Source organism: Mucilaginibacter sp. KACC 22773 (assembly GCF_028736215.1).
GTDB lineage: Bacteria > Bacteroidota > Bacteroidia > Sphingobacteriales > Sphingobacteriaceae > Mucilaginibacter.
In genome coordinates, this window is the sequence record NZ_CP117883.1 from 4,846,901 (window position 1) to 4,868,670 (window position 21,770).

General features: G+C 45.7%; 15 protein-coding genes. 6 read left to right on the forward strand and 9 right to left on the reverse strand.

What is annotated here, in order from left to right:
* Positions 1–115 precede the first annotated feature (115 nt).
* The 5 genes from PQ469_RS19810 to PQ469_RS19830 all read left to right on the forward strand — a co-directional run bounded on the left by PQ469_RS19810 (position 116) and on the right by PQ469_RS19830 (position 8,577).
* Positions 116–1,363 (forward strand): YdcF family protein, encoded by a 1,248-nt coding sequence (locus tag PQ469_RS19810; protein ID WP_274209233.1) that lies wholly within the window; start codon positions 116–118, stop codon positions 1,361–1,363.
* 11 nt (positions 1,364–1,374) lie between these two features.
* Positions 1,375–2,250 (forward strand): hypothetical protein, encoded by an 876-nt coding sequence (locus PQ469_RS19815; RefSeq protein WP_274209234.1) that lies wholly within the window; start codon positions 1,375–1,377, stop codon positions 2,248–2,250.
* Between the two features lie 378 nt (positions 2,251–2,628).
* The gene (locus PQ469_RS19820; protein WP_274209235.1) at positions 2,629–5,907 is read left to right on the forward strand and encodes a SusC/RagA family TonB-linked outer membrane protein; all 3,279 of its coding nucleotides are present in this window, start codon (positions 2,629–2,631) and stop codon (positions 5,905–5,907) included.
* Between the two features lie 23 nt (positions 5,908–5,930).
* Complete coding sequence (locus PQ469_RS19825) at positions 5,931–7,460, forward strand: RagB/SusD family nutrient uptake outer membrane protein (protein ID WP_274209236.1); 1,530 nt, start codon at positions 5,931–5,933, stop codon at positions 7,458–7,460.
* Positions 7,461–7,755: 295 nt separating this feature from the next.
* Positions 7,756–8,577, forward strand: coding sequence for an alpha/beta fold hydrolase (locus tag PQ469_RS19830; protein WP_274209237.1), 822 nt, complete (start codon positions 7,756–7,758; stop codon positions 8,575–8,577).
* 159 nt (positions 8,578–8,736) lie between these two features.
* On the opposite strand, the gene PQ469_RS19835 is transcribed toward PQ469_RS19830, so the two are convergent.
* The 9 genes from PQ469_RS19835 to PQ469_RS19875 all read right to left on the reverse strand — a co-directional run bounded on the left by PQ469_RS19835 (position 8,737) and on the right by PQ469_RS19875 (position 20,510).
* Positions 8,737–9,522, reverse strand: coding sequence for a M15 family metallopeptidase (locus PQ469_RS19835; RefSeq protein WP_274209238.1), 786 nt, complete (start codon positions 9,520–9,522; stop codon positions 8,737–8,739).
* A 201-nt stretch (positions 9,523–9,723) separates the two neighbouring features.
* Positions 9,724–10,167 carry a hypothetical protein gene (locus tag PQ469_RS19840; protein ID WP_274209239.1) on the reverse strand — a complete coding sequence of 148 codons (444 nt, stop codon included), beginning with the start codon at positions 10,165–10,167 and terminating at the stop codon, positions 9,724–9,726.
* Positions 10,168–10,316: 149 nt separating this feature from the next.
* Positions 10,317–10,451: a hypothetical protein gene (locus tag PQ469_RS19845; RefSeq protein ID WP_274209240.1), complete on the reverse strand. Its 135-nt coding sequence runs from the start codon at positions 10,449–10,451 to the stop codon at positions 10,317–10,319.
* Positions 10,452–10,547: 96 nt separating this feature from the next.
* Positions 10,548–11,579, reverse strand: coding sequence for a LacI family DNA-binding transcriptional regulator (locus tag PQ469_RS19850; RefSeq protein WP_274209241.1), 1,032 nt, complete (start codon positions 11,577–11,579; stop codon positions 10,548–10,550).
* 242 nt (positions 11,580–11,821) lie between these two features.
* On the reverse strand, positions 11,822–13,495 hold the full coding sequence (locus PQ469_RS19855; RefSeq protein WP_274209242.1) for an RICIN domain-containing protein: 1,674 nt from the start codon (positions 13,493–13,495) through the stop codon (positions 11,822–11,824).
* Between the two features lie 500 nt (positions 13,496–13,995).
* Entirely contained in the window at positions 13,996–14,577 is a 582-nt protein-coding gene (locus tag PQ469_RS19860) for an RNA polymerase sigma factor (RefSeq protein ID WP_090648160.1), read from the reverse strand.
* A 376-nt stretch (positions 14,578–14,953) separates the two neighbouring features.
* A complete protein-coding gene (locus PQ469_RS19865) occupies positions 14,954–15,103 on the reverse strand; it encodes a hypothetical protein (protein WP_274209243.1) in 150 nt (49 codons plus the stop codon).
* A 235-nt stretch (positions 15,104–15,338) separates the two neighbouring features.
* Positions 15,339–17,171, reverse strand: a complete 1,833-nt coding sequence (locus PQ469_RS19870) for a RagB/SusD family nutrient uptake outer membrane protein (RefSeq protein WP_274209244.1) — start codon at positions 17,169–17,171, stop codon at positions 15,339–15,341.
* Between the two features lie 18 nt (positions 17,172–17,189).
* Complete coding sequence (locus tag PQ469_RS19875; protein WP_274209245.1) at positions 17,190–20,510, reverse strand: SusC/RagA family TonB-linked outer membrane protein; 3,321 nt, start codon at positions 20,508–20,510, stop codon at positions 17,190–17,192.
* 792 nt (positions 20,511–21,302) lie between these two features.
* Here PQ469_RS19875 and PQ469_RS19880 point away from each other — a divergent pair.
* Positions 21,303–21,728: a hypothetical protein gene (locus PQ469_RS19880; RefSeq protein ID WP_090648145.1), complete on the forward strand. Its 426-nt coding sequence runs from the start codon at positions 21,303–21,305 to the stop codon at positions 21,726–21,728.
* The last annotated feature ends 42 nt before the right edge of the window (positions 21,729–21,770 follow it).

The following is a 21,770-nucleotide window of genomic DNA, read 5'->3' on the forward strand; positions in this document are numbered from 1 at the left end:
TACATTCGTAATACTTTACTTGCTCCCAGTACCCAAACCATCTATAAGATTGTTACCTGGAGTTAATCTTAAGTTTAATTAAGAGGGGTTTCTTTACGCTTTGTAAAAAACGCCTATGAAAAAATTTATAGTATTATCGCTGTTGTGCCTTAGCTGGTTAAGCAATTATGCCCAGGTGCCCCTGGCTGCCGGTATTAAAAGAGCATCAACCGACTACGTGGAGGTTAAAAACTACTACTTGCTTTCCCTTTTTGAGCAGGATAACCAGGTAAGTTTATTACTTAAAAACGATGCCCAACTGGCGCAGCTGGCGCAACAAAAACTGAGCAGGCTTAATACATCTCTTACCGATTGCGGCGATGCATCGTGCTTAACCGCTGCTGTGAAACTTACAGACGATGAGATTCGGTTAGTAACTGAGCGCCTTACCGCGCTTTATAAACCAGGCAACGCTTTGGACAAGTTGGTAAAAACAAAGCTGATTCCATCCGGCGCGTATAGCTTATATAAAAAACTGCCCAATGTCGAGCTCCTGCAGAAGGCCTGGGAGCAGGATGCCGGCAGTGTTAATTATACCATTGCGGTATACGCCGAAGGGAAAAAACCTAATTATCCGCAAATAGATTCTATCAGTTACAATGTTCATGCAAAGGCTTATCGTACTTTAATGTACGATGTTACTGCTACCTTAATTGGCGACGTTAAAAACACGCGTTTGTTTTTTGAGCCATCGATGCAGGCTGCATTGCTTTATCTGCAGATAAATGAGCGGCAGAATCCTGCCAACTACGAGCCTATGGAATTTGGGGCGAATAAGGCTGCAGTCAACAGGATAAAAAGCATTAAATGGGCCGGTTATCCGTACTCAAACATCCTGGTGCCCGGCGCCGGGCCCGACAATTTGACATCGCCTTTAAGCGGCGAAGGCATGCTGCGGTGCAGGTTGGCTGTTCAGCAATATAAATTGGGTAAAGCTCCGTTCATCATCGTATCCGGCGGCAAAGTACATCCATACAAAACAAAATATAACGAAGCCGAAGAGATGAAGGTTTACCTGGTGAAAACCCTGCATATCCCCGAAAATGCCATCATCATTGAACCACACGCCCGCCATACTACTACCAATATGCGTAACAGCGCCCGGCTTATTTATAAATACGGCATTCCGGCCAATAAGCCCGGTATTGTGGTAACAGATAAATCGCAAACCGATTTTATTATGACGATGGATGCCCGCTGCCAAAAGGAACTGAACTATGTGCCTTACAAACTGGCCAAACGGAACTCGGAAACCGAGGTTGAATACTACCCGGTTGAAGATGCCAAACAAATTGATCCCGACGAGCCACTTGACCCACGATAAACATTCAACATATGCAAAAAATTACTTTAACCATAGTCGCTGTAATATTAGGTATCGGAAGCCTGACAACCGGCAATATTGATCATCAGCTCCAACGCTCAATCACTATCGATTCTTTGGGCGCTTGTCAGGGGATATCGTACCAAAACGGCCGCATATTTTTATACGGGGACCGCGAAGCAGGCATAATCCGTGAGTTTAAAATGGAGGGCGATAGCCTGGTTTATCAGCATAAAGAAGTAAAGCTTACCAAAAACGGGCAGGATGTGATTAACCACCCTACCGGGATAGCCTATAACGGCATTGGCCCAACTTTTATAGGTAACTCCATCCGCCTTAACGCCGAGGGTACCAAATGGAAAGCTGTTATTTATTGTGTTGATTGGAAAGCACTGTTGAGCACCGGTACGCTTGATGCCAGCCTGCTCAATACCATTGATGATGACGCCTGTATACAAGGCACCCGCCCCGAGTATGTTAAATATAATAATAAGTGGTATGTGGCCACCGTCGATTATGGCGACCATGGAAACGAGGTAAGATTATATGATCCGCAGAAGCTGGCAAAAGCAGCAAACACAAAAGAGGCGGGTGTGCTTTACAAAAAATTTACGTGCACGCCCTGGGTGCAAAACCTGCACTGGATAGCCGATAAAGGCGTGCTGGTGCTTATCCAAAATAAAATTGAGGGACGGCAATGGCGTTTTACCTACGTTGACCTCAAAAAATCGATAGAAGCTGGTAAGCAGGTAGTAATTAGCCAGGTTGATGATATTAACCGGGCCGATGAGCTGGAAGGATTTTCATTTATTGGCAACGATGAAAGGGGAATTGCGGTAACATCATCACGAAAAAGCAATGTAAATTTCACTAAAACAACCTGGTAAAAACCGGCGAAATGTACCAGCTTACAGGCGCCGGCGTACACCCGGTTGCCTTTTTTATTAATACAAACTTAACGTTTAAGTAGCCCGGTGTTAAGATAGCTGGTTTAATTTTGTTGCCATTACTACAATATTAATAATCTATAATTAATATTATATTATCACAAGGCAATGATTATTATGATAATATTAAAATCTGCCATGTATTTTAATTTAAATGCCTATGTAACATTAATTTAAACTTAACATCGATAGCCGGCGATAAAACATAGAAACCGGTGAATGCGCTAACATTCACACGGCTCCCGGAATAATTGTCAAAAAACTAAAAAAGCGGTCGAAAGCTTTACTGTCATTTCCTAACAATCAACTTTTAAAAATATGAATAAAAAGATTATCCGTGATCTTTTTGGAAGGTTTTTGCTAAAACCTTTTACCTGCCTCATGATCATGGCAACCGCGTTTAACTCAAACGCTGCAACCCTTATTAAAATTGCGGTTAACCAGGCAACTCAAGTATCCGGTACCGTAACCGACGAAACCAACCAACCCCTGCCTGGTGTATCAATAATGATCAAAAACACCAATAAAGGTACATCAACAGATGTGAGCGGAAAATATAGCATTGCTGCAGAGCCGGGAGCCGTGCTGGTTTTTAAATTTATTGGTTACCTGCCAAAGGAAATAACCGTTGGCGACCAGGCCAATATAAATGTTAAACTGGTGCCACAGGCCAACATGCTTAACGAGGTTGTAGCCATTGGTTACCAAACCATCCGTAAAAGCGATGTTACCGGTTCGGTTGCCAGCGTAAAATCAAGCGATTTAAATCTTTCTTCTCCTTCATTGGGGCAGGCGCTTGTTGGCAAGGTATCGGGTGTACAGGTATCGCAAACAGGCGGTGCGCCATATACCAGCCCCAAAATCAGGGTTAGGGGCATCGGCTCCTTCAATGCCAGTTCTGATCCTTTGTACGTTATCGACGGTTACCCATCAAATGACATCTACATTAATCCGGAAGATGTGGAAAGTATCGACGTATTAAAAGATGCTGCATCGGCCGCTATTTACGGTTCGCGCGCATCCGGCGGCGTGGTATTAATCACTACCAAAAAAGGTAAACAGGGCAAAGGCCGTTTTGAATACGATGTGCAAACCGGTATTGACCAGCTGGCCCACAAAGTAAAACTATTGAATGCCGATCAGGCTGCACTTCTGGTAATAGATGGTCGCAACAACGCCTATCATGACCTTTGGGTAAACACCGGCCATACCTGGAATGATGCCATGTATTCTGACCCGAATGCAACCCGTGTAGCCAATGTTGGTAACACCGGGAGCGTAAGTATCCCCGATGGCTTGTATAATTTCGCAACGCAAACGCCCATTAAGCAAACCGTAAATACCGATTGGCAGGACGAGCTGTACCGTAACACATTTATGCAAAAGCATACCTTGTCGTTTTCGGGGGCGTCAAGTGATATCCGTTACTATGTGAGTGGCTCTTACCAAAACCAGCCGGGTATTATTCAAAGTACCGGCCAGCAGCGCTATAACTTCCGCGCAAATATTGATGGCGATGTAAGCAAACGCATCCACATTGCGGCCAATGTAGCTTACACCCAAAACACCAACCAGGAAACACAGGAAGGTCGTTTTGACCACAGCCCAATTCTTGGCGCGCTTATTTATATGCCTTACCTGCCTGCTTATAATGCCGATGGTTCATTAGCAACCAATGCCGAAGCTGCCGGTTCAACCCAATATGGTTACCAGGGTATTGAAAACCCGGTGGCACTTGCCGAGCGTATTAAAATTAACAGGAAAGGCTACCGTGGCCATTATAACGCGGCCGCTACGTACCATATATTGAATGGCCTTGATTTTAAAACAAACATGGGTACCGAAACCTATACCGAGAAGTATGATTATTATTATCCAACAACGTTAAGCAGTGGTGCTTTCCCTCCGGGATCACAACAATCAATTTTGGCCGCTAATGCGCAGGCTTCAAACCTGGTAACTGTTGACAGGCTTGCCGAGTTTACCTTAAATTACAACAAGCAAATTGGCAAGCACCATTTTGACGCCCTGGCCGGTTACACCGCGCAAATTACCTCTGCCGATTATATCAGCGTAAAAGCAAACGGCTTCCAAAATGATGCAATTCCCGAAATATCAAACAAGGGTGCACTGGCGGCTAACTTTTCTTTAAACAACGCCTATAAAAGTGAATATACGCTGTTATCATACCTTGGCCGTGCTAACTATAACTACGCAGGTAAATACTTTTTAACCGCATCGTTCCGTGCCGATGGTTCATCACGTTTTGGGCCGGCAAATAAGTATGGCTACTTCCCATCGGTTGCTGCCGGCTGGAATTTGTCCGACGAGGACTTTTACCATAACTTCCTTGGCGATCAATCAACTGTTAAAATCCGCGCAAGCTGGGGCAAAAGCGGTAACTTCAATATCCCTAACTACGCCATACAACAAACTTTGGCAACACCTACAGGCACTGTGCTTGATGGTAACAGCGCTGTAACAGCAACCTATCCGGGTGGGATAAAAGATAATACCTTAAGCTGGGAAACTACCTCGCAGTATAACTTTGGTACCGATATCTCCCTGTTCAAAGGCCGCCTTTCAATTATTGCCAACTATTACCTGAGTTATTCATACAACCTGTTGTATAACCAGCCAATTTCGGCAATTTCGGGCAGTACTACTATCCTGACCAACCTGCGCGACTCGAAAATCCGTAACGGCGGTTTTGATTTCCAGGTAGACGGAAAGATCATTAACAATAAGGATTTCACCTTTGGTGCAAGCGGTAATATTTCATTAAACCGCAATAAAGTTGTTAAGCTGCCATCAAACAACACCCTGATTATTAACGGTGCGGAGCGATCATACCTTACCAGCATCACTACACAAGGGCAGCCAATTGGGATGTTTTATGGCTTTAAAGTTGGTGGTATAATTACTGCCGATAATTTAGGTAAAACCGCACCGTCTGCCTCACAAACCAACCCTGCTAAAATAGGCGACCTCTGGTTTGTTGATACCAATCACGATGGTATTGTAAACGATGCCGATAAAGGCATTATCGGTTCGCCATATGCCAAATTTACTTACGGCTTTGCATTGAACAGTACTTATAAACATTTTGATTTAAGCGCTGCCTTCAACGGATCATACGGCAACCAGATTCTGGACGGACAGGACTATTACCTGTATAATGGTGAAGGCTCGGGCAATCAATACGCCAACGTAGCCAACAGGTACAGGAATGCAGAAAACCCGGGCGATGGCTCGTTTTACCGCGCTTCACGTGCCGGTACGCAAAGTAACAGTACCCGTTTATCAACCTTTTACCTGCAAAGCGGCTCGTACCTGCGTTGTACCAACTTAACATTAGGTTACACCCTGCCGGGCTTTTTGCAAAACACTTTGGGCCTTACCAAGGCACGTGTTTTTGCAAGCGTAGTTAACGCGTTTACTATAACCAAATATAAAGGCTATAACCCCGATGTAGATTATAACTACTCTGGTGCCGCATCAAACAACACGCAACCAGCCAACCTTGCACCTGGTATCGATTATGGTACCTATCCGCTGGTTAGGTCATACAACTTAGGTGTAAACGTTACTTTTTGATAATTTTTTTAAGAGATATAAAAATGAATAAGAAATTTTTAGCCATCGCCTGCCTTGCTGCGGTTATGGCCATAAGCCCGTCTTGTAAAAAAGACTTTTTAAATGAAAGCGACCCCAACGCCGTAACCGTTGACGCAAGCTACAAAACACCCAACGACGTGTTGCTGGCTGTAAACGGCATTTATCAATCAATGCGCAGCGGTAACAATGTTGGCGAGGGCAGCGATTTGTGGACAGATCAGCGTTCGGATGATACCGGCACTAACGATAACCAGTCAAACGCGGGCGAGCCTTTCCAGTTCAACAACTTTTCTATATTGCCAAGCAATACTTATTTAAAAGCCCACTGGGTATCATTGTATACCACTGTTAGCCGCGCCAATGTGGTGTTATCGCACATTGACCAGGTTAGCTTTCCAGATAATAACTTAAAGTTGAAGTATGCTGCCGAGGCCAAATTCTTGCGTGCATTTACTTATTTTGAACTGGTGCGCCTTTGGGGTGATGTACCTTTGGTAACCAAACAACTATCATCTGCCGCCGATGTGGCCGCCTCAACTTTCAGGGTAAAGCAGGATGCGGTTTACCAGCAAATAATAGCCGATTTAACAGACGTTGTTAACAGCCCGCTTCCAAACCTGCAAGCGCCAACCGGCAGGGTATCAAAAGCGGCCGCTAATTTCCTGTTGGGCCAGGCATACCTTACCATGGCTACAACTTTAGATCAGGCTAACCGAACCACTAATTTAAACAACGCCAAAGCTGCCTTAATGGCTGCTTACAACATGCGTAATTTTGGCGATTTAAACAGCATACCTTATACCGATGTTTTTGACGTAAGCAAGAAAACAAGCTGCCCGGAGCTGATTTTCCAGATTGTGAACATCCAGGGTGATCTTAACTACAGTTCAGCAATAGCTGCCAATTTCCAGGCAAAAGGCGAAACCATCAACTCGCAAAAACCATCATCTGGCGCGGGATATAACGTTACCCACGATTTGATCAATGAGTACGAAACTAACGATCCGCGAATGACCTTTTCTGTTAAATACGCTAACGACCCTATTGTTAAAGATTGGTTTGTTACCAAATTCAGGGATGTTAGTAACGCTGCCGGTGTTAATGGCTATGGCGGTAACGACTGGATTTTGATGCGCTATGCCGATGTAATCCTGTCGCTTGCCGAGGTTAATAATTACCTGGGCGATGCAGCAACTGCTACAGGTTTCTTAGACCAGGTGCGTACCCGTGCAGGCATGCCAACCTATGCTGTATCAATGACCAATAGCGATTATGCTTCAAGATACCCAACACTTAAGCTGGCTATTTTACATGAGCGCCGTGTTGAGCTGGCCTTTGAGCACCACCGCTGGTTTGATTTGCTGCGTACATTTACTACCGATGAGTTGGTAGCTTACTTTAAAGCCAAAAAACAAACCGACTTCGGTTTGGCCCAGGTAGCCAACTTTAGTACAAAAGACCGTTATTATCCTATTCCGTTTGATGAGTACAAACTTAACCCCGTTAAGATGTACCAAAATCCGGGTTATTAATAAAAATGAAAAGGAGGGGTAGGTAAGCCTCTCCTTTTTTGTTTTTCTGTTCTTCTTAATTTAATACCATGGCTCTTTAGCGTGTAGCAAAATGGAAATGAATAAGACGACAGGCGGATAGATTTTTATAATCACAAGTCCGCCATCGTACATTTCCGGCACACAATACTTTCGCTAAATACAGAATAACTTTCGTACACAAATTTTCATTTCTTAATCTATATCAAGTGCAGCTAAACCCAAAAAGCTGCACATTTGTATCACAAAACAAATACATCACTTAAAAATTGAAAACATGAGCACTATCACCACAAAAGACGGAACCGAAATTTATTACAAAGACTGGGGTACAGGAAAACCACTGGTATTCCATCATGGCTGGCCATTATCTGGCGATGACTGGGATGCGCAGATGATGTTTTTCCTTAAAAAAGGCTACCGCGTGATTGCCCACGACCGCCGCGGTCACGGCAGATCTACCCAGGTTGCCGGCGGACACGATATGGACACCTATGCAGCCGATGTGGCCGCACTTACCGAGGCCCTTGATTTAAAAGATGCCGTACACATAGGCCATTCAACAGGTGGCGGCGAAGCTATCCATTATGCAGCCAACCTGGGCAAAGGCCGTGTGTCCAAAGTAGTACTCATCAGCGCGGTTACGCCACTGATGGTTCAAACTGACAGCAACCCCGACGGTGTTCCGATGGCAATATTTGATGAGATACGCCAGGGCACAGCTTTTAACCGCGCCCAATACTTTAAAGATTTTACCGTACCATTTTATGGCTATAACCGCGAAGGCGCCAATATAAAACCGGGCATACAAGACAACTGGTGGCGCCAGGGCATGATGGGCGGCGTAAAAGCACAGCACGACGGCATCAAAGCTTTCTCAGAAACAGATTTTACCGAAGACCTTAAAAGCGTAGACATCCCTGTTTTGGTGTTGCATGGCGAAGACGACCAGATTGTCCCCTTCCCTATTTCGGGTGCAAAGGCAGCTAAACTATTAAAAAACGGCACGTTGATTTCATATCCGGGTTTCCCTCACGGTATGCCGGCCACAGAAGCCGACACCATTAATAAAGACCTTTTGGCTTTTATTGAAGCTTAAGCACATTTTTGCCAAGCAAAAAAGCTGTCGCCGGTAAGCGACAGCTTTTTTATGCCTTCCCTTGAGCCAGGGTTTGTGCAGCAAAAATGAGCCGGCACAAGGCATGTACTAAAGGCAGTGGTTTAGGTTAAATACTGCCTTAAAAAGGCTAAAGAGCAATTACGGCAGAATACGGGCCACTTCAAAATGCATTCCGTCTGGTCTGGTAAAATGTCCTCCCCAATAAAAACCGTTGTCATTGGCTATGGTTACCAACTCCCTCACGCATCCTTTTTGGCCTACCAATGCAGGTTGCGAACCGAAGGCGTTCCATTTTGCATTGATATCAAACGCCGACCCAAATGCATGGTTACTTAAAGTTTTGGTGCTACCCCTAACGAACCTTGGGTTATATGATCCGTCCCAAATAAGGATCAGGTGGAGCAAACCTGCCCGATCCCAATCTGCCCAGAGTTTAATGAGTTGTTTGGCCCCCAGTTGATGAAACTGAATATGCGAACCGCCGCTAATGTTTTTTAATTGCGGCACCGGCACCATAATAATATTATCCTTTGCCCAGTTATCCGTTACCCTGATATGTTCTTTGTCGCCCGGTTGCGGATCGGCCACAAATTTAAACTCACCAAAAACAGCCTGGCGCTCGGCATTGCTTACTAATGGCTTAAAATCGGGTTTTGGCGGCCAGTTGGCGCCTTCCTTGCCTGTCCTATCGTCCTGTACGCCATTAAAGCCCATTTGCATGGCTGCGCCGTAGGTTTTATTACCAACCACGCCATCAGGCTGCAGGCCTGCCATTTTTTGAAACGCGATGGTAGCAGCTAAGGTTAAAGGGCCGAAATCCCCGTCAGAAGGTTCGTCTAATAAATCCTGGCCAATTAAAAAATCCTGCCAGTTTTCTACAGCCTGGCCTTTGCTGTTCAGTTTGATAAGAGGTAATGCGGGCATGTTAATCTGGTTTAAGGTTATGACGATACGTATTAAATGTTTTAATAAATATCAATAATATTTTTACCGGTTATGCCCGTTAAAATACGGTATTTACGTAGGTAGTTTTACGTAGTTTAAGACGGACTACCTGATAAAGAATTAACTTCGTTGCGGGCCTACGCCATTTTTAACCAGGATCAAAGAATCTCGCATCTACCCTTAGTCAACCTTAGTCAAGGTAATAATTCCTGATCCGATAGGGGTAGGAGAATTTTTCCATATGCCGTGTAATTTGGTGGTTTTATCCCAAACGGCAACGGCAGTTTCGGTTATCCCGATATTGGAGGCAATTCCATAAACACATGTAAAGGTACAGGTAAGGGTGTCGCCTTTTAATGTCCAGGTACCGGGGGCTAAATGCTGCTGTGCCTCGCCCTTGGTATCGGCAATCATGGTGCCGTCAGGCTTAATAATCAAGCTGAAATATTGCTCGCCAAGGTCGGGATGTGTATCAGTGGTATAAGTGCCAATCCACAGTCCCTTGATAGACGACGAACCTGACGTTACATCGGCAAGGACATCTTTTTTACAACTTATTTGAAATAAGATGATCGACAGCGAGAAAACGGTTAAGGCAACCGCGCTCATTAAAATTTTTTTCATGATACTTTTTATGATAATTCAGGCAGTAGTTTTAAGCTTATGCTAAAGCTAACAGAAATCAGGAAAAAAAGCAAATCCCCGGCGGCTATGCCTGCAGTTTATAACTACTTTTTGCCGCTGCCTATCGGGAGGACAAAACTCCCGGATGTTTAATTGCATCCGGGAGTTTTTTGTATACCCGGCAGTTCGCGTAAAGGATTGGCGTGGATACCGGCCAATGTGAATAAGGCCTGTGCAGTATGAACAAAAAGCCTGGCGCCGCCTCTATCGGCGGCGTACGCCATGGTTTAAGTCAAAAGTCAAAAGTCAAAAGTCAAAAAAATGCCTGTTAACGCGGGGGTAGAGGATTTGGTAGCGATGGGCATTCTTCCTTACCTGTACTATTTAACGAGCGCCGGTACCTGGTTTACTGTCGATTCCCTGGTTATTAGCCTGGTTTTTAAAACTACACGCTCAAAACCGGCCTGGGTGTTTGCTTGCAGGCGGTTAAGCATTATTTGGGTTACCTGCTCCCCTATTTGTTTTACAGGCTGGGCAACAGCCGAAATGGAGGGGCTGAATAATTCGAAATTGGTGTTATCATCAAAAACAATAATGCCTATATCTTCGGCAACCCGCAGCCCAAGCTGCCTGATGGCTTCTATGCCACTCAGGGCAAGGTAGTTGGTGGAAAAAAAAACCGCATCGATAGTTTTTTGGCCCGCTAAAAACTTCCTGATAACCTCGACACATTTTGGCTTTTCCAGGTCGTAGGGAATTTGTTTAATCTTTTTAGCCAGTCCCGCATCATCTATCGCCTTTAAATAGCCGTTGGTGCGCTCTTCCATCTGGTTTTGCCTCGATAACAGGGTAACCATGGCAATATTTTTAAACTGCCGGGCCACCAGGTGTTCTACAGCCTGCAAAGCACCGTCGAAATTATCAATCAGCACCTTATCGCAGTTAAGGCCGGGCAGGTCGCGGTCAAATACAACAACGGGAAAACCATCGGTTATCAGTTCCTGGATATAATTTTCTATCCCGGGCGGCGGCGCAATAATATAGCCATCTACGTTATGGTTACGAAAAGCCTGCAACAGGTCGATAGCCTGTACGGTATCGTTTTCGGTACTGCCATAAATAACCCTGTAACCCGATGAGAGGGCCGACCGCTCAACAACGCGGGCGATTGAAGAGAAAAATGGGTCCGAAATATCTTCAACAAGCATCCCAATTGTTTTGCTTTTGCCGGTACTAAGCCCCACGGCAATCCGGCTTGGCTGGTAGCCTACCTTTTCAACATACTTTAATATTTTATTTTCCAGCTTAATACTAATGCCATGCTGCCGGGCTTTACCGTTCAAAACAAATGAAATGGTTGATTTTGACACCTGCAATTGTTCGGCAATATCTTTTATAACTAATTTTTTCATCAGGTTTAATAGCAGGTTACAATGGTTAACCGGTTTAAAAGTTAAACTACCTGATGCAATGACAACCAACCACGGTTTTAATACTCAATAAATAATGCTTAAAGTCTGAAGTCCTAAGCCAGAAGCCCTAAGTTAAAAAAAGGGCAAACCCTGCTTCAGACTTAGAACTTGAGACTCAGAACTTCAGACACTCATTCACCCACCACTCACCACTCATCCACTCACCACTCACTTCTCACCACTCACGGCACAATAGACCACTGCTGGTTAAGGCTGCTGTTGCTACCCCAAAACTGCATAATGGAGCCATTGGCGGTACCGCCGCCGGTATCAAGGCATTTGCCGTTGGTACGGTTTACAACTTTGTAGTATGACCCAACTGGTACAATTACCCATTGCTGGTTTGGCGATGTACCGCTTGACCATTGGGTAACATTGGAGCCATCGGCAGTATTGGCATTGCTATCCAAACATTTACTGCTGGATACGCAGGTAAGCTTGTAATATCCGCCGCTATAGGATAGCACCCATTTTTGATTACCGGAAGTGCTGCTGGCCCACTGCCCTACATTTGCAGCATTGGTGGTGGCGCCCAGGTTATCCAGGTATTTGCCGCTTGCCCGGTTCAGGAGGTGATAGGTACCATTGGCGATGGGCTGTGTGGTTGTTGTAAAAGTAAGGGTGCCAAACCCCAGCTGATCGTAGCCGCCGCTTGTGCTGCCATAATCGCCGCCCCCGCCTTCGGGCCTCATGTTGGTGGCATACTGGGCACTATAGGTGGCCGTAACCCCGGCTACATTGGCAAAATGGTTATAAATCAACTCCCACGACGGCCGGATATTGCCCCTCCCCGACTCGGAAATTACCGTTTGCGAATTTGCCGCGCAGGTAGTGCCACTGCCCCAGTTGTAGGTTGTAAACGGCACGGTATTGCCCAGGTTATAGCTGGCTGTATATTCGCTTACCGCCAGTGTCTTGTTGCTTTCGTAACCAAACAGGTCATCGCCCTGGTTAAAGGCCATTTGGCAAAACGGGCCAAGCAGGGCAATATCAAGGCACTGGTGGCCCTGGTCGCGGCCACTTTCCTGGCCCTGGCCAAGGCCGCCTGTGTATAAGAAAGGTACTGCATGATCAATAGCACCATTGCCTGCACCGGTTTTAAAATAAGTAACGGCCTCATTGTACTTGGCGGCATCATCGCACAGGATGCCGATAGACAAGATGGAGGCCATGCTGCAAAGGTCCCAGTTTGCCCAGTAATTGGTAATGCAGGCACCGTTATGGTTCACCAGGAAATCGTGGTTCATGGGGTAAAATACAGTGAGCATCATGGTTTGAAACCTGGCAAAGTCGGCCGCCGCCCACCCGCTGTACGAGCGCATAATTTCGGCGGCGTTGGCAAACTCATAGCCATAAATACCGGCGGCAAGCCACCTATCGGCACTGCCCGATATGGCCTTGAGCGTGGATGACCAGGCATTCATAATAGCCACGGCATTATTGCCACAGGCCACATCGCCGTTAATTTTCCAACGCAGGGCGTTTTGATACGCTGCCGCCACATCATTGTATAGTTTAGAATAATTTTCGGGCGAGCCGGAACCCCTGTATACGGTATCTACCGGCCCTTTCATCACATAAGTTGATGAGGAGTGGGAGTTTGCGGTAAGCTTGTTCCAGCCCGAAAGCCAGGGTTCGGTACCCGCCGATACCATGGTTTGCATGCGGATAAAATCGGCCTCGGTGTGCAGCAGGCCCGGATGAACAAAAGGGCTGATGGCAGCTACCTTTAATTTTGACGATTTCCCGGTTTTAACACTGTCTGCAATAGTTGCGGCAGGGTTTGCTGATTTCCTGCAGCTCCAGAAAGGAAGCAGGCAAAAAAAACAAAACAGTAATAGCAATTTTGATTTCATAATAAATGGTTAAGTATTATTGGTTTAATTAATTGCATGTAAGCACCAGCTGCCATAGCACAGCTTAACTGTGTTGTTGCACAATTAAATACTTCCTGCAAACAGGGCAGGCTTCGGTTTATAATGGCAGATGGTTAGTAACTGATTACAAATCTCTGTTATATAAACTTCTGCGGAAGGGGGATGATTAACCAAAAAGAGGTTACAGATTAATCAATAGTTAAGTTTAAAGGGGGATAAAATGAAAATCGCAGCGCTGCGGATAAATGAGTTCCGGGTACATGTATGGTATCCTGCTGAAACGAAAAAGCAAAAGAATAAGCGTTCCCCTCGCCTTCACCGTCCCCTCAGGGTCTCTCGGTAGAGGACCCTGAGGTACCCGATCATCTTACATCAACGTGGCTTCAGGATTATGACCGGCTTTGTACAACCGCTGGGGCCTTTTTCAAAGAGACCCCGCGGGGACAGGAACTTGCAGTTATCGCACCTAACGGCAGCGTTTAAACTGCTACACGACAGGATTGTACCCGTTTATCATACACCAGGTTATTGCGCAGCTGCTGCATAGCCCGGTGTATGTGGTTTACTACCGATTGGTAATTTATACCGGTTACTTCGGCTATCTGTTCGTAGGTCCAGCCGTCAAAATATTTTAAAAACACCATTTCTTTTTGCCTTTTGGGCAAAGCATTCAGGGCAAGGGCGAGCAGCCTGTTAAATTCAAGGTCATTTTCGCTGTTCACCCAAATTTCTTCCTGGGAAAAAGCAAGATCAATTTCGCGCTGATCGTCGGTTATTGGTAAATGGTTCTTTTGGCGCTTAAAATAATTGAGCGCAAGGGACCGCGCCGCCTTAAAAAAGTACACCTTCACATTATGTATGGGGCCAAGCCTTTCTTTACGTTCCCACATTTTTATAAACAGTTCCTGCAGCAGGTCTTCTGATACAATTTCGTCGCGGGTAATTTTCAGCAGGTAATGATAAAGCAGCGGGTACAACTCATGGTGAATAGCCCCGAATTCACTGACATCACCCTGCCGGGTTTTTTCCCAACGTATTGCTAACTGGTCATTCTTGTTCATAAAAATGCTTGGTTATAATTGATATTAGTTCCTGCAACTCCCGGAAAACGGCCACATAAAATCAGGCTGAAAAAAAAATAGGCCCGGGCATTTTTCGATTGTCGGATAATTGGTTTACAGTAGCTAATATGAGTGGATTTTGGGCGATAGAAAGGCTATAAAATAACCAATCGACATACGTAAACCAGCCAAAAAAGCCTAAAAAACCGGTTTAGAAGCATTTTTTTGATATCAGGGGTACAATTCAGCCTTAACTTAGCGCACAAGGCAATCAGCGGCCTTGTTATGATAATTGGCAAAGCATCAAACTATTGGGGAAGGGCATGGAGAGGCGCAGACTATGGGGCAGCGGATGGCATATGAAATCAGGAGCAGCTCAAGGCTTCCCTTTTGGTGCAGGCGGATCTTTTTTTTGTTTAAGCAAGGGTAAAATTGACTCCCAGTGCCGCTTAATCCGGAGCTGGCTAACCTCGGGTTTCCTGATATGGAAAGCCGGTTCAAATTCGTCAGGTTTCTTTTTCTCCATCTTAAAATATTTTTAGGCCCCTAAATAGCTTACCCGGAAACCGGGTTTAACCTTTATTATTCTATGGTGTTTGTTTTTAATATCGGCCTGTACAAAACTTACGCTAATATCCTGATATTCTGTTTAATAAATAGCATCATCCATTAAATTAATTAACCGGTTTTATATAATCACAGTAAACCTGCATCACCTGTCATTAAAAAAAAATTGCGGGGGCAGGGCCCCCGCAACTCAGTTACCAACCCGGATTTTGGGTTAGTTGGGGGTTTAACGTAATTTGTTGGGATGGAAGGGGGTATAAATAATTTTTTTCGGCAAATAACCTGGCCGTTTGATCGATGATCAGGTTGCCATTGGCGTCTTTGGCGTTTGTGGGTACTGGTTTTACAGCATCAGGGCCTAATTGTGCCTGGGTGCCTGTGTATTTATACGATACCGGCCATGGGCTTACAAAACCGGCAGCATTGTCATAAGCGGTACCGCCTATGTTGGTTACCAGGTCCGTTGTGCCGCTGTGCCAGCGCTTAATATCGTCAAACCTAAAATCTTCGTCATAAAGTTCTATCGTACGCTCTCTTCTTATTTCGGTACGCATATCCAGGTTATTGGCATTTACCAGGGCGTTGCTAAGCCCCGGCATGCCGTTGGTGGAGTTGCAGCGCAGGCGGACAAGGTTTACAGATTTGTTGAGGTCAGCATCAGAAATCATTCCGTTTCGCTCATATACCGCTTCGGCATAGTTAAGCAATACTTCGGCGTAGCGGATTACCGGGTAATCTTCCGATTCCTGACCATCTACCAATTGTCTTTCTGATATCCATTTTTGATTGCCATAGCCGTAAGGTTTTGCCGGCCCCAGCGAATTTGCCCTGTCGGCCGCATCACTGGTCCAGTTAACGCGGCCATTTATGCTGTACCAGTAATACTGGTAAGTAATTTTAATGGTGTATTTTAAACGGTTATCGCGGTTCTGGAATTCTGATAAATAGGTTTGAAAGCCGCCAAATTGCGGCGATTTTTCAACCGGCAGGCCATCGTTACACAAAAACATATTTACAAATTTTTGCCCCACACCGGTTGCCGTACTGCTACGGCTCACAAATACGTTAATCGGCTTCAGCACGTCATCGTACCTGGTCGAAAGTATGTATTCATGGTTAGCGGTTTTGGTTATACCGGCCGGGTTTGATTTGATGTTTTCAAGTATAAATAAATATTTCAGGCAGGAGTCGCCCAGTATGGTGCTGTTGCCGCCAAGCGCGTTTGAAGCTGCAGTGCCAAACAATGCATACTGGTTACTGGCCATAACGGCGGTGCTTGCTGCTATAGATTTATCAAGCAAGGCATTATACCGTGCCGCATCGCCCGACCTGAATTTTTGCCACGTACCTTCATAAAGTGCAACGCGACTTAAAAATGCCTGGGCTGCCATCTGGGTTACACGGCCAAAATTTGCCGAGTTGGCCGGTAGCGAAACCGGTAGGTCTGGTATGGCGGCCTGCAGGTCGGCTATAATCAAATCGGCTATCTGATCGCGGGTGGCCCTGGCGCCGAACAACTCCGGCGAGGTAAGGTCAAGCGGTTTGGTAATCAGTGGCACACCACCATATTGCTGCAAAAGATCAAAATAGATATAGGCGCGGAAGAATTTTGCTTCAGCCACATATTGGGCTATTTCGGCTGGCCTTGGGTATGATGCGGCCTTATCCAGCAGGTAATTGGTAGCCCTTATCCGGCCATAGTCTACGTTCCAGTTTCCGGCATTTCCAAAATTTGCTTCGGTAACCGGTACAATGTTGGTTCCCGAGCCGTACACGCCACCGCCGCCAAACAGGTCCGATCGTCCGTCGGAATGTGGATTGTCAGACAAGCCATTAATGGTGGTAAAGTTTTTAAGATAACCGTAATACTGGTTGGCAAAAGTTTTATAATCTGTTGGTGATTTAAAGTAGGCCGCATCTGATAATTGGTCAAGCGGCTTTAAGTTGAGCGTTTTATTACATGACATTATAGTAAAGCCAAAGGCAACCCCTATAACCGACATGAACTTGATATATTTCGTCTTCATTTGATATCGTTTTTTAAATTAAAAAGTCACGTTTACGCCAAGGGTGATGTAACGGTAAAAGGGGTACCTTTCGTTACCGGCCACTGTCCGGGTAACTTCAGGGTCCCAGCCGTCATGTATATAGGTTTTTTCCCACAGGTCGCTGCCCGAAAAATAAATCCGGAGCCCTTTTATGGCATGTGTGTGTGCAAGCAGGCTTTTAGGTATGGTGTAGCCAAGCACCACGTTTTTAAGCCGTACATAAGCGCCGTTTTGCACACGCCAGGTTGATGGCTGATAATTATAGTTGTTGATACCATTGTTTTGTGCCGAATGCAGGTTTGGATAATAAGCGTCCGGATTTTCGGGAGACCATACATTGCCCAAATATGACGTTGTTTGACCCTGGAAAATAGACAGGAAAGGCACGCTGAAATTTGCTGTTGACCCGGTACGCAATACAGCCCGTTTGCCAACTCCCTGGAAAATGGAGTAAAAATCAAAACCATTCCACTGCAAGCCAAGGTTAAGCCCGTAACTGTACCTCGGGTTATCCGATCCCAGGTAAACAAGGTCGCCCTTATCGGCTGTAGTGCCGCCTATACTCAATTTACCGTCACCGTTAACATCCACAAACTTATTATCGCCGGGGCGCAGGCCGCTCATCTGGCCGGCCGGATTGGCAAGCGCCGATGGTATGGGAAGGCCAACGTTATTAGTGCTTCCGGCAGGCGCGTATTGGGCGTTATAAGCATCAACTTCGGCCTGGGTTTGAAGCTTGCCTCCATATTTTAAGCCAAAATACGACCCCAGGGGATACCCTTCTACAGTGTAATTATAACCCGGGCCAATAACATTTGCCCCGCCATAATGGACCAGTTTATTTTGGTTATCGGTAATTGTACCGCTAACCGAGTAGGTTAATTTACCAATGTTTGACCGCCAGGTAAGGCTGCTCTCATAACCCCAGGTATGTAAGGTTCCTATGTTTTGTGCCGGTGCGCCGGCTCCAAGTACACCCGGGTATAGCTGGCCAAGCAGCATATTATTGTTTTCATTTCTGTAGATGTCAAAAGAGCCCGAAAGGTGGTCGTTTAAAATGCCGAAATCCAATGCCAGGTTCTTTTTAACAACAGTTTCCCAGGTCCTGTTAAGGGAAACCAGGTTTCCTGTAGTGGTTACAGAGGTAGCCAGGTTATTGCCAAGTAATGCGCCGCCACTGTTTACATTAAGCGACTGTAAGTAATCATACAAACCAATGCCGCTCTGGCTGCCGGTGGTTCCGTAACTTGCCCGCAATTTAAGGGTAGAGAAGAGGTTAAGGTTTTTAACAAACGACTCTTCGGATATAAGCCATGAACCCAGTACCGAACCAAATATCTTCCACCTTTTATCGGCAATAAATTTTGATGAACCGTCATAACGGCCCTGTACCTCCAGGTTATATTTGCTGTTGTAGGTATATGTTGCACGACCAAAATACGATCCCAGGGCATAATGATTCTGGGTTTCGCCATTGGTTACAAAGCCGGCAGTACCGCTGGTAACACCGGTACCTAACGACGGGATATCATCGCTGCCCAGGTTGTAAGTACGCGTGGTAAAATAATTATACTCATCGCGCTCATAGGAGCTTCCGAGCATTACCCCTACCGCGTGAACCTTGTTAAACACGTTATCGTACGATACCCTGCCTGCAAGGTTATAATAAGGCTCGGTGATATTGCTGCGGTTATAAAATGTACTGTTGCCGCCGCTGCCGCCTGCTATAGGGTTGGTTTGTATCAACAGGTTACCGGCATAGTTGTAAAACTGTACCTGCTTTTGCTGTATCCTGCTGTCCTGGTACCATACATGATAGCCGGTTACCGCGGTAAATGTAAGGTGTTTTGCAAAATTGTAAGTAAAAGTTGAATTTAACAGGGCCCTGCTGTTCGACTCTTTGTTATCGCCACCATATTTAAGCAATGCCGGGGCGCTGTAAACGGTTCCCCAGGCGTAGGGCTGCCCTTTTGAGGTAAACGCGGGCAAGCCAGGCTGGCCGTAATTACTTAGTGCACTGTAGCCCCCGTAGCTGTATAGTGTAGGCTGCTGTATATTATTCCTTTCAAGGGATATGTTGGTTTCCAGGTTTACCCTGTCGCTAAACTTATAGCTATGGTTTAAACGCAGGTTATAACGCTGGTTTCCGTTTAATCCCCATTTTAACTGGCTTCCATCGTTAAGGTAGCCCAAAGATACGCGGTAGCCGCCACGATCGCCCGATCCCGAAAAGCTTAGGTCCTGCTGGGTTGATGTAGCATTTCCCCATAACATTTTTTGCATGTTGGTATCAAAAAAGGTAAAGTCCTTAACATCGCCAAACGATGGCAGCGGCGTGCCGTTATATAAAACACCATTGGCTGATCCGGCATAACCTGGCAATTTGGTAATATCGATATAAAGAGAATCAGGTGGATGGGTGGCCAGGTCGGCCAGTTGGTACCAAAGATAGTTGGTAGGGGCCACGCCATAGTTATCGTTGGTTAAGGCCTCTTTTAAACTTTGGCCCCATTGCCGGTTATTGATCAAAATAGGCTGAAGGCCAAGCCGCTTTTGCGATATAGTAGAAAGGTACTGTACATCCATTTTACCTGACTTGGCTTTTTTGGTGGTGATAAGCACTACGCCAAAAGCCGCGCGTGCACCGTAAATAGATGCGGCGGCATCTTTCAGGAAAGATATATTATCAATATCATTCGGGTTGATGGAGTTCAGTTCGGCATTGTTAACCAGCGCTACACCATCCAGCACAATAAGAGGATCCTGCGTGTTGGTTGATGTGGCCCCGCGGATCTGGAAGTTCCAGTTTTCGCGGCCCGGCTGGGCAGACGTGCGGGTAACCACAACACCCGGAACCTGGCCCTGCAATGATTCAAGCGGGTTGTTTATAGGCCCCCTGTCCTGGAAAACCTTTGAGGATACGGTTGCAACGGCTCCGGAAACGGTAGCACGTTTTTGCTGGCCGTACCCTACCACAACCACCTCTTCCAGGCCTTTGTTTGATGGCTCCAGTTTGATCACCATTGGCTTATCAAAATCGGCTGCCAGGGTAACTGATGTATAGCCAATGCTCTTGAACTGCAGCGATGCATTAGCGGGCACTACAATTTTAAAAGTTCCGTTCAAATCGGCAGCTACCCCGTTTGATGTACCTACGGCCAGTACGGTAGCGCCTATGACGGCTTCGCCGGTGCCGGCGTCGATAATTTTACCGGTAACGGCCTTGTTTTGGGCCGATGCTGTCGCCCAGCAGGCAATTAACACGAGTACAGCAAACAGCCGTAGTACATGGTGTTTTGTTTGGTAAAAAACATTCATAAAGTGTTGGTTTTATTGTTCATAATTTTGATTTAATGCTGGCTTTAGGCCATTTAATCCATTGGTTTATTTTTATTGCCCGGCTATTAATTAGTATAGTAAAGACATTGAAATACCGGTTGGATACTCATTTTGCCGCCATTTTTTTTGATTATAGCATAAATTTTATCGCAATGCCGGGGAGTGTTAAGGATGGGGTGACCACGAGTAAAAAAGCTAACAGTATCATTTAGATCCGGGCACATCACGTGGGCAAAGGAAAATTGGGGAAGTTCGGAAACGGGGATTGACGACATAAAAGGGCTGTCATCGTGAGCTTGTTGAACATAGCAGGCAGAGGCCTCACCCGCGGGTCTTCAACAGGCTACCCATCACATGTTCAATTCCCCTGTCATCCTGAGGCACGAAGGATCTATCAGCTATGCATGACCGATGGAAAAGTTCGCGAATAGATGCTTCGTACCTCAGCATGACAGTCTTTTATTTTTGAATATCATTCCCACCTTCAGAATCCGCAAAATTTCCCAACTCAGGGTGACAGGCCGCGCACTTCGAAAACACAACATGTAATGGGTAGCGGAACCATAGCGGGCAAAGGCCTCTCCGCGCGGGTCTTCTACAGGCTCAGACCGACATGCGCACAATTAAAATCCGGCGCGTCGGCGGTAGATTACCACTGACAGACTAATTGTTAATAACTTTCTATAAAACAATCGTTTGCGCCATTTTTGGTTAAGGGGTGCAACAACTGCGGCATCATTTATTTTAGCTAAAATTTAAAAAAATAACCATATGAAAAAATTCTTCAGCCTCACTGCTGTTGCAGCAGTATTTTGTTTATCGCTTGCAACATCGTTGCATGCCAGTACCGTTGTGCCTAAAGCGCATAAACCGCACAAAGCGAAAGTTGCTTTTAAAAAACCCTACGCAACTTTTCCGACAGGCTATACCTGGACTATCGGTTATGATTCCAGCAATCCCTGGGTTTCACTCAACTGGTCGCTGGTTGACAACCCATTTCTTGGGCCTGTACCGTTTACATTTAAAGGCAACACACAAAGTGTCGACCCTCATACAAGTTCATATATTTTATGGATTGGCAGCGCGTATACATTGCTACCTAATCAAACCTACACGATGAATATCGGCGGGGTAAATTATTATTTTCATTTGCCCAGCAGCGGATCTGGCCAGTGCATTATTACCGGCCATAGTTAATACCAGGGAATTGTTTTAAAGCAATTCTTTAGAAGTAATTGT

Coding starts and splice junctions, on each gene's coding strand:
- PQ469_RS19830 (WP_274209237.1), top strand. CDS start 7,756: ATGAGCACTATCACCACAAAAGACGGAACCGAAATTTATTACAAAGAC.
- PQ469_RS19860 (WP_090648160.1), bottom strand. CDS start 14,577: ATGAACAAGAATGACCAGTTAGCAATACGTTGGGAAAAAACCCGGCAG.
- PQ469_RS19855 (WP_274209242.1), bottom strand. CDS start 13,495: ATGAAATCAAAATTGCTATTACTGTTTTGTTTTTTTTGCCTGCTTCCT.
- PQ469_RS19840 (WP_274209239.1), bottom strand. CDS start 10,167: ATGAAAAAAATTTTAATGAGCGCGGTTGCCTTAACCGTTTTCTCGCTG.
- PQ469_RS19825 (WP_274209236.1), top strand. CDS start 5,931: ATGAATAAGAAATTTTTAGCCATCGCCTGCCTTGCTGCGGTTATGGCC.
- PQ469_RS19865 (WP_274209243.1), bottom strand. CDS start 15,103: ATGGAGAAAAAGAAACCTGACGAATTTGAACCGGCTTTCCATATCAGG.
- PQ469_RS19810 (WP_274209233.1), top strand. CDS start 116: ATGAAAAAATTTATAGTATTATCGCTGTTGTGCCTTAGCTGGTTAAGC.
- PQ469_RS19835 (WP_274209238.1), bottom strand. CDS start 9,522: ATGCCCGCATTACCTCTTATCAAACTGAACAGCAAAGGCCAGGCTGTA.
- PQ469_RS19850 (WP_274209241.1), bottom strand. CDS start 11,579: ATGAAAAAATTAGTTATAAAAGATATTGCCGAACAATTGCAGGTGTCA.
- PQ469_RS19820 (WP_274209235.1), top strand. CDS start 2,629: ATGAATAAAAAGATTATCCGTGATCTTTTTGGAAGGTTTTTGCTAAAA.
- PQ469_RS19845 (WP_274209240.1), bottom strand. CDS start 10,451: ATGGCGTACGCCGCCGATAGAGGCGGCGCCAGGCTTTTTGTTCATACT.
- PQ469_RS19880 (WP_090648145.1), top strand. CDS start 21,303: ATGAAAAAATTCTTCAGCCTCACTGCTGTTGCAGCAGTATTTTGTTTA.
- PQ469_RS19870 (WP_274209244.1), bottom strand. CDS start 17,171: ATGAAGACGAAATATATCAAGTTCATGTCGGTTATAGGGGTTGCCTTT.
- PQ469_RS19875 (WP_274209245.1), bottom strand. CDS start 20,510: ATGAATGTTTTTTACCAAACAAAACACCATGTACTACGGCTGTTTGCT.
- PQ469_RS19815 (WP_274209234.1), top strand. CDS start 1,375: ATGCAAAAAATTACTTTAACCATAGTCGCTGTAATATTAGGTATCGGA.